This window comes from Pontibacter sp. HSC-14F20 (assembly GCF_019599265.1).
In the GTDB taxonomy this organism is placed as follows: domain Bacteria; phylum Bacteroidota; class Bacteroidia; order Cytophagales; family Hymenobacteraceae; genus Pontibacter.
Window position 1 is genome coordinate 1 of the sequence record NZ_JAHZTC010000043.1, and the last position, 1,445, is coordinate 1,445.

2 protein-coding genes are annotated in these 1,445 nt (G+C 65.0%); both read left to right on the plus strand.

Features of this window, described 5'->3' with window-relative positions; translation table 11 throughout:
- On the plus strand, window positions 1–688 hold a 688-nt coding region (locus K3G39_RS20385; protein WP_220628017.1), incomplete at its 5' end, for a tyrosine-type recombinase/integrase.
- Window positions 601–1,445: transposase zinc-binding domain-containing protein (locus tag K3G39_RS20390; protein ID WP_370627293.1), on the plus strand; the 845-nt coding region annotated here is incomplete at its 3' end. The genes K3G39_RS20385 and K3G39_RS20390, both read left to right, overlap by 88 nt.

A 1,445-nucleotide genomic window follows, 5' to 3' on the forward strand; every position in this document is an offset into this window, starting at 1 on the left:
GGAGCACAACACCCCCTCCGACGCTTACTTCAAGTTCACCGTCTACTCCCTGCGCTACGTCTTCCGCATGGAGGGGCTAAAGGACAAGCGCATCGAGCTGCCCGCCCTCAGGGGCAACAGGAAGCTCCCCGTCGTCTTGAGCAAGCCCGAAGTCAAAAAGCTGCTGGCCGCCCCCCTGCTGCTCAAGCACCGCGTGCTGCTGGCCACCCTCTACGGCTGCGGCCTGCGCAATTTCGAGCTGTGCAACCTCCGTCTTTCAGACCTGGACTTTGACCGCCGGATGCTGCACGTGCGCCGGGGCAAGGGAGGCAAGGACCGCTACGTGCCCCTGAGCCAGCACCTGATCCGCGGGCTTGAAAAGTATATCCAGTCTGAGTGCCCGCAGACCTGGCTCTTCAACGGACAGGTGCAGGAAAACCAGCAGGGGCTCCGCGACAGGCGCTACACCACCACCGGCGTGCAGTGGGTGGTGCGCTCGGCCCGCCAGACGGCCGGCCTGGCAAAGCAGGTCACGCCCCACACCCTGCGCCATACCTTCGCCACCCACCTGCTCGAGGACGGCCTGGACATCGTCTCCATCAAGGACCTGCTGGGCCACGCCTGCATCGACACCACCATGGTCTACCTGCACGTGGCCCAGTCGGGAAGGAAAAAGCCCTTCTCCCCGCTGGACACCCTCTACTGCTAGTGCGGGCCAAGCACGAGGTGGCAGACGTCTTGCGTCTGCACTGGCCCCAGGTGGAGCAGCATGCCGGCATCAATTCCTGGCAGCTGCGCACGCTGGCGGCCATCATGCGCTGCCGCACCCGGGCCATGGGCGGCCATGTGGACGCCTGCTCGGACTGCGGCCAGGTGCGCGTCAGCTACAACTCCTGCCGCAACCGCCACTGCCCCAAGTGCCAGGGCCGCAGGCGCGAGCAGTGGATCCAGGCCCGCCAGGCAGAGCTGCTGCCCGTGCCCTACTTCCATGTAGTCTTCACCCTGCCCGATACCCTGAACCAGCTGGCCCTCCATCAGCCCAAGGCCGTCTACGACACCCTCTTCGAGGCCGCCTGGGCAACGCTGCTTACCTTCGCCTCTGACACAAAGCACCTGGGGGCAAAGCCGGGCATGGTGGCCGTGCTCCACACCTGGGGCCAGACGCTGTCGCTGCACCCCCACCTGCACTGCATCGTGCCCGGCGGCGGGCTCAGTGAGCGCGGCAGGTGGAAAGGGGCCCGCGGCAAGGGCCGCTACCTCTTCCCGGTCAAGGCCATGAGCCTGGTCTACAGGGCTAAGTACGTGCATATACTCAGGGAAAAATTGCCCCAGGTGGATAAGCAGCTGCTAAAGGCGCTGTTCGGCAAACAGTGGGTGGTGTATGCCAAGCGCCCCTTCTCGGGGCCTGAGCACGTGGTCGAGTACCTGGGCCGCTACACCCATAAGATAGCGATCTCTAACCATCG